This is a genomic window from Arthrobacter sp. B0316-1-20, from assembly GCF_059091865.1.
This window is the reverse complement of record NZ_JBNHHC010000101.1, coordinates 1-7,201: the sequence shown is the minus strand read 5'-3', so window position 1 is coordinate 7,201 and position 7,201 is coordinate 1. Positions and strand designations below refer to the sequence as shown.

The following is a 7,201-nucleotide window of genomic DNA, read 5'->3' as shown; positions in this document are numbered from 1 at the left end:
CCAACCAGCACAAAAGCACCCCGCAGGCCTCCGTCCGCGCCGCCGGCAACATCCTGAACAAATTCCTGCACAAAGCCATGGCCGCCGCCTGATCGGCCCTGGTTTTCCGGTCCGGCACCGGAAATGCGTCAACAGTACATTGGGGGAAATGAAATGGCGGTAGAAGCTGCTTTGGAACAGACACGGGTACTGGTAGTCGACGACCATACGACCTTCGCGGAACTGCTCATGGGAGCGCTCAACCGGGAGTCGGACCTGGTCAGCATCGGCCATGCGGAAAGCGTGGAGGCCGGGGTCAGGATGTCGCTGAGCCTGCGTCCCGACGTCGTCGTCATGGATTACCACCTGGCGGACGGCAACGGGCTGACCGCCGCGGAGCAGATCCTGGCGCGGGAGCCCTCCACCCGGATCGTGATGCTTACCGGCGACCCGTCCATCGAGGTACTGGAACAGGCCGCCGCGCTGGGGGCCTGTGCCTTCCTGCCCAAGGACGGTTCGCTGGCCACCATGCTTGACACGCTGCGGCAGGCACGGCCGGGGAGCATGATCACGCATCCGGCACTGCTGGCGCAGCTGGCCACGCGGCGGCAGCAGTCGGAAACGGACTCATCCATCCCGGCACTGACCCAGCGGGAACTGGATGTGCTGCGGCTGATGGCCACGGGCCAGGATGTCCGGACCAACGCCAAGACCCTGGGCATTTCCCAGAACACCTGCCGCGGCTACGTCAAATCCATCCTGGCCAAGCTGGACGCGCATTCCCAGCTGGAGGCAGTGGTCACCGCCACACGGCTAAAGCTGCTGTAGCTGCAGTTGCTGCGGCAGCAGCAGGCATTAAACGCGGAAGCGCTCCGGCTCCCCGCAAGGCGGAGATACGGAGCGCATGCGCGTTGATGCTGCGGAAGAAGTCTTACTTGGCCGGCAGCTGCAGGACCTGACCCACGAAGATGAGGTCGGGGTCGGCCACGGTGGCGGTGTTGGCGGCAGCCAGCTGCTCCCAGCCGCCGGTGATGCCCAGGGCAGTGGCGATCTTGCTGAGAGTGTCGCCGGCCTTGACAGTGTAGGTCTCGCCGCTGACCTGGACGGCAGTCTGGGCCACCGGAGCCTGGGCAACGGGAGCAGCCGGAGCCTGGGCAACCGGAGCGGCCTGGACCTGGACCGGAGCCTGAACCGGAGCGGCAGCGGGGGCCGGAGCCGGGGCGGGAGCAGGGGTGCCGGTGGGGGCACCGGAGAGGCCAAGCTTGGCGGAGCAGGCGGGCCATGCGCCCCAGCCCTGACCGGCCAGAACCCGCTCGGCAACCGCGATCTGCTCGGACTTGCTGGCGTTGGCGGCCGAACCCTGGCCACCGAACGCAGCCCAGGTGCTCGGGCTGAACTGCAGGCCGCCCTGGTAACCGTTTCCGGTGTTGATGCCCCAGTTGCCGCCGCTCTCACACTGGGCAAGCGCGTCCCAGGTGCCGGTGGCGGGGGCGGGTGCGGCGTTGGCGGCGGTTCCGGCGAATCCTACGGTGAGGCCGGAAAGGGCTACGACGGCAAGGCTGCGGCGAACGTTGCGGCTGAAAGTGGAGTTCTTCATGGGTGCGATGCTCCGGCGGGCCACCTTCGCTCAGTCCGTCCCCGGACTTCTTAGCGCGCCGTCTACCCAGACTGTTTGAGGTCTGTTGCGGTGGCTGCCATGTCGACGGCGTGAGGTGTAGGGCAGCACCGAGCATATGTAGCTGCGCGCATGACGGCCGCAGCATTCTGTAGGGTCCCCCCAAGGGACGTGGTCTACCGTAAAACATCCTCGCGCCGATACCAAATCGATATCGAAATATCGGAATCGTTAGGTGCCTGTTACCGCTTTTCCTGAACGGAGGATGTAAGGGATCCGGAGAGCTGCCTCGAAGCTGCGGATCCTGTCTCGATTTCCGCGGAATTCCGCGGTTTCGGGACATGGGGAGACATCGGAAACCGGTGGCCAGATCCGAGGCTAACGGCTTCTTGGGACTGCCTGGAAATCGGCGACGCGCCGTCTCGCATTCTGGACACCAGGAGAGAGCGCGCCGGCCAAGTTAAGCCGCCTCGCCGCCGTCGTGCTTGTCCGCCGCAAGACCCTTGGCCGATGCCGTGGCGCCCAGCACCAGGCATGAAAACCAGATGGCTCCCGACGGCCCCAGCGGAGCCGCCACCAGGCCGGCGGCCAGCGGCAATACCACTTGGCCAACCCGGTTCCCCAGCATCCGGACAGCCAGTGCGGCGCCGCGGGACTGCGGGCTGACGGCCTGGGTAATCAGGGACATGGTCAGCGGTTGGCCCAGGCCCAGGAAGAAACCCCCGACAAACAGTGTGATTCCTGCTACCCAGAAGTTGTCCATGAAGAACGGCGTGATGGTCAGTGCAATCCCGGAACCGGCAAGGCTGGACGTCACCAGCTGGCTGCGGGACCAGGTGACGAGGAACCGGGAGAGCAGCAGGCGGGACAGGATGGAGGCGGAAGCACGGATGGCCAGCAGGATTCCAACCCACAGCGGAGCCACATTGCGTTCCTCTCCGATCAGCGGCAGGAACGCCACCAGGATGTCCGCCGTGCACAGCAGCGCGATGCTGGCAACCATGTTGGATTTGACGCCCGGCCGCGCCAGGATGCTGCCGGCCGATTCGGCCGGCACCGGCTTCGCTGCAGACCGCTTGCTCGCCTTCCGCGGTCCTCCGGCCGCTCTGAGCGCCATCACGGGCACCGCCAGCACCGCGATGCCCGCCGCCAGGAACAGCGCGGCGTTGATGTCCGCCAGCCGGGACGAAGGCGTACTGTCCAACTGCCCGCCCAGCAGGAGGCCTGCCAGCAGCGGCCCCAGCAGCTGCCCGAAGGAAAATGCCGCCGTGTACCACCCGAAGCCGCTGTCCAGCTGGCTCGCCGTGGAGTGCCGGGCAATGGTTGATTGCCCGGCAATGGTGAACACCAACTGCCCCAAACCCAGTGCCGCGCTGGCCAGGGCAAGCCAGGCGATGGACGGCATCAGCGCCAGCGCACCTGCCGCCGCACTGAAAAGCACGACGCCGGCAATCACCAGCCCGCGCAAGGACCCAAGGCGGTCGCTGAGCCGGCCAAGCCACAGCGCAGCGATCATGGGGAGGAAGGAAAAGAGCGCGGTGACCAGGCCGATGGCCGCGGCGTCCCCGCCGAGGGCGAGGATCTTGTAGGAGATGAGCGGACGCGCCAGGTTCAGCGCTGTCTGGGCCAGCACCGCCGCCGCGACCAGTGCCCACAGCCATCCGCTGGAATTGCTGCTTCCGGCCGGTCTCTTGTTCATTCCTCCGAGACTAATATGTGGAAGGCCCAGTCCCGCTCAACCTTGTGCGAGGAAGCCGATGAACCGCTGCGGATATCACGACCCTGGACCAGCTCGCCGCGCGGACGGAGGCACAGCTTGCCGCCCTTCACGGCATGGGGCCGAAGGCTCTGGGACAACTCCGGGACGCACTGGCTGCGGAGGGCCTGTCCTTCGCCGCCGAATAGCCCGCGCGTCCGGCCGGCACGCCGGATCAGAGCCTGCCGGCGCGGCGGCTACCCGTGCTCGACCGCCATGTTGGAGAAGCGCGAATAGTGGCCCTGGAAGCCGACCACGATGGTCTTGGTCGGGCCGTTTCGGTGCTTGGCCACGATCACATCGGCCTCGCCCGCGCGCGGAGATTCCTTGTCGTAGATGTCCTCGCGGTGGAGCAGGATGACCATGTCCGCATCCTGCTCGATCGATCCACTTTCGCGAAGGTCGGAGACCATCGGCTTCTTGTCGGTGCGCTGCTCCGAACCACGGTTCAGCTGCGACAGCGCGATGACCGGAACCTCGAGTTCCTTGGCCAGGAGCTTGAGGGCACGGGAGAACTCGGAGACTTCCTGCTGGCGGGATTCCACGCGCTTGCCTGAGGACATCAGCTGGAGGTAATCGAGCACGATCAGCTTAAGGTCGTGGCGCTGCTTCAGGCGGCGGCACTTGGCCCGGATCTCCATCAGGGACATATTCGGGCTGTCATCGATGAACAGCGGCGCCTCGTTCATGCGGCCCATGGTGGTCGCGATCTTGCCCCACTGCTCGTCCTTGATGGTGCCTTTGCGCAGGTCCTGCAGGCCGATGGTTGCCTCGGCTGACAACAGGCGCATGGCAATTTCGTTGCGGCCCATTTCGAGCGAGAAGAATACCGTCGTCAGGTTGTGCTTGATAGCCGCGGAACGGGCGAAATCCAATGCGAAGGTAGATTTGCCCACGGCGGGTCTCGCCGCGATGACGATCATCTGCCCGCCGTGGAGGCCCTGGGTCAGCTCGTCCAGTTCGTAGAAGCCGGTGGGGACGCCGGTCATGCCTTCGCCGCGGTGGCCAGCGGACTCGATCTCATCGACGGTGCTCTCGATGATGTCCTTCAGCGGAACGTAGTCCTCCGCGGTCCGGCGTTCAGCGACGGCATAGACCTCCGCCTGGGCGGCGTTGACAATGTCATCCACTTCGCCATCGTTGGAGTAGCCCAGCTGGACAATCTTGGTGCCGGCATCCACCAGGCGGCGCAGCACGGCCCGCTCCCGGACGATCTCCGCATAGAAACCGGCGTTGGCCGCGGTAGGGACGGCTTGGATCAGGGTGTGCAGGTAGGCAGGACCGCCGACCCGGGTGATTTCACCACGCTTGGTCAGCTCATCGGAGACAGTCACGGCGTCCGCGGGTTCACCCCGGCCGTAGAGGTCGATGATGGCCTCGTAGATCGCCTCATGGGCCGGCCGGTAAAAGTCCACGCCGCGCAGGACTTCCACACAGTCCGCAATGGCGTCCTTGGACAGCATCATGCCGCCGAGGACGGACTGCTCGGCGACGAGATCCTGGGGAGGGGTGCGGGCGAACTGCGGTTCCCGACCGGCGTCTACTGCGTCTGCATGGGTCAACGACATGGTGTTAAGCCCTTCTCTCCCTATGGTCCTGCGGTCCGCGCCTGTGATTGGCTGGGCATTCTTTCTATCAACCGGCACTGACAAAAATGGTCCGGCTTCCACCTCACTTGGTGGCAGAACGCTTTGGTGCGGCCGAAGCCCGGACCGCAATCCCCCGCGGGGATACCCGGCAACGTTAGCCCCCTATCGGCGCCGCGCCAAGCGAGTTATCCACAGGCCTTGTGCATAGGGTGTGGATTAGTGGGCATATCTTGTGCACAGGATGGGGAGAACCCTGTGGATAATCTTTGAAACTGGGCAGTAACAGGCCCCTGACCTGCGGAAACGTGTATTCACACCTGTGGAGGAAAAGTATTTTTCCACAATTTTCATCCACATTGGCCGTGTTGACAGAAGCCGGACCGAGGGCTTAACGGGCGCTATCCACAGGGAATATCCACAATGTGAGTTATAAAACACACTGGATGCGAGGCAGCAACGGCAACCGTTTGCCGATCAGCCTGTATGCCGTCTGCCGCATGTTATTCAGGAAGAGCCGAGGCGCCACGGCGGCTCAGAAATCGACTCAGAAATCGAAGAGCTCGCCCAGCCAGTTGTCCTTCTTCCGGCGCCGTCCCTGGTCTCCGTATTTGCCGTACTTGCGGTCATAGCCGCGCTCGTCCCGGTGGTACCGGTCGTCGTCGTGCCTCGGCTGGTCGTAGCGCGGGCGGTCATAGCCGGGCTGTTCAAAGCGCTGGCCGTCGCGGGTCTGTTCACCGCGGGGCCGTTCATGGGTGGGCTGGCCAAAACGCTCTCCGCGCTCCCCGTACCGGCCGTCGCTGCCTGGTTCTTTCAGAAGCGGTGAAGGCAGGGGCGGCGGGGCCGCCGCGGGCCGGTACGTCGGCGGGGCGTCCTGCCCCGCTCCGGGATGGACCCGATCAGGCTGGACCTCCCGCATCAGCTGCGCAGAACGGTCGATGACCTTATCCAGTTCACCGCGGTCCAACCACACGCCGCGGCACTTGGGGCAGTAATCGATTTCCACTCCGGCGCGGTCCGTCATGACCAGGTCGGTATCGTCCACAGGACACTTCATTGTTCCTCCTCTGGCCTAAGAGGCCGGGACGCACTCCGGGCGGAAAAAGATCCGTCCGGAGAGTCCCACTGTAGTCCCCCAAAGGCCGGCACGACAGGGCAGGGGCGGTGCCGTCGTCGTGCTACCGGCTGCTGAGCTGTTCCTCGATCGGCACGCCGTTGACCAGGATCACCGCGAACCGCGCTCCTGCAGCCGTCAGAGCCGCCTGCTTCAGCATGTGCTCGATCCGCGGCACATCGCAGGTTCCGGCCGGCACCACCTCGCCGCCGAGTTCGACCGTGACCGTCGTCCCGTCGAACTGGCTGCCCATGTAGACGAGCCTGGATTGCCAGAGCGGGTTGTACAGCCCGGCCCGCCCCACGAAGGGCTGGGAGTTACCCAGGAGCCGGTCCATTGTCTCGGCCAGCGGATCGACGGTAGTAACCGGCTCAGTAGCAAGCGGGACCAGGCTGTCATTGCAGCCGATCAGCGCGCCGATGCGGCCGCCGTCGTCAATGGCAATGTAGAAGAGCGTCAGCGGAACAGAATAGCCGGCGGGGGTCCGCGGCATTTCAGGATCCGGAGCCGGCACCGGTGCGGGCACCGCGGTCGGAGGCAGCGCGGGAATCGGTGGCAGCGATGCGGACGGGGGCTCAGGGCCGAAGGATGGAGCCGGTGCAGGCTGCTGCGGGGAGGCAGACGGCGAAGGTTCCGCGGCCGTCGACGGCGTACCGGGCTGCAGGCCGTCGGCCGGCCCGGAGGCAGGCACCGAGGATGAGGCCGATGGCAGCTCCGACGGCATCCGGCCGTCGGGAACATCGATCTCGGGAGCGGATTCCGCGGGCGAGGACGCAGCGGGAGCGGATTCGCCAGGGCCGGATTCGTCAGGACCGGCCGCGCCCGGCGAGGAATCGGCCGGCACGGTGACCGCGGGGCCGGTATCGGCCGCTTCCGGCGGACTGCTGGCCGGCACGTTTGAGCCGGTACAGCCGGCAAGAGCCACGCAGACCAGCGCGGACGCGACTGCCAACCGAGGGGTCTTCATGGTTGCTCTCCAGCGTGCTTCAGCCCAGATACTGTGGATCGGCGGCTGAGGAAGGGGCGAGGGGAGACCGGCCGCGGAGTCCACCTATGGCAAGATTACGCCCGGAACCGCGGGCCGGACCGGGCCGCACCATTACCTTTTCATTGCAACTGCGTCTCGAGCCCGCCGTCCGAAGCGCACCGGC

The 7,201-nt window shown here is 65.7% G+C and carries 6 protein-coding genes; 1 reads left to right on the top strand and 5 read right to left on the bottom strand.

Going from position 1 to position 7,201, the window contains the following annotated elements:
• Positions 1-153: 153 nt before the first annotated feature.
• Positions 154-807, top strand: a complete 654-nt coding sequence (locus tag AC5RW2_RS39350) for a response regulator (protein ID WP_494030523.1) — start codon at positions 154-156, stop codon at positions 805-807.
• Positions 808-910: 103 nt separating this feature from the next.
• Here the strand turns inward: AC5RW2_RS39350 and AC5RW2_RS39345 are convergent, their stop codons facing one another.
• The 5 genes from AC5RW2_RS39345 to AC5RW2_RS39325 all read right to left on the bottom strand — a co-directional run bounded on the left by AC5RW2_RS39345 (position 911) and on the right by AC5RW2_RS39325 (position 7,017).
• On the bottom strand, positions 911-1,576 hold the full coding sequence (locus tag AC5RW2_RS39345; RefSeq protein WP_494030522.1) for a transglycosylase family protein: 666 nt from the start codon (positions 1,574-1,576) through the stop codon (positions 911-913).
• Positions 1,577-2,054: 478 nt separating this feature from the next.
• On the bottom strand, positions 2,055-3,293 hold the full coding sequence (locus AC5RW2_RS39340; protein ID WP_494030521.1) for an MFS transporter: 1,239 nt from the start codon (positions 3,291-3,293) through the stop codon (positions 2,055-2,057).
• Between the two features lie 254 nt (positions 3,294-3,547).
• Positions 3,548-4,918, bottom strand: a complete 1,371-nt coding sequence (gene dnaB, locus AC5RW2_RS39335) for a replicative DNA helicase (protein ID WP_494030520.1) — start codon at positions 4,916-4,918, stop codon at positions 3,548-3,550.
• A 565-nt stretch (positions 4,919-5,483) separates the two neighbouring features.
• Positions 5,484-5,993 (bottom strand): TFIIB-type zinc ribbon-containing protein, encoded by a 510-nt coding sequence (locus tag AC5RW2_RS39330; RefSeq protein WP_494030519.1) that lies wholly within the window; start codon positions 5,991-5,993, stop codon positions 5,484-5,486.
• A gap of 121 nt (positions 5,994-6,114) precedes the next feature.
• Positions 6,115-7,017 carry a hypothetical protein gene (locus AC5RW2_RS39325; protein ID WP_494030518.1) on the bottom strand — a complete coding sequence of 301 codons (903 nt, stop codon included), beginning with the start codon at positions 7,015-7,017 and terminating at the stop codon, positions 6,115-6,117.
• Positions 7,018-7,201: the final 184 nt, after the last annotated feature.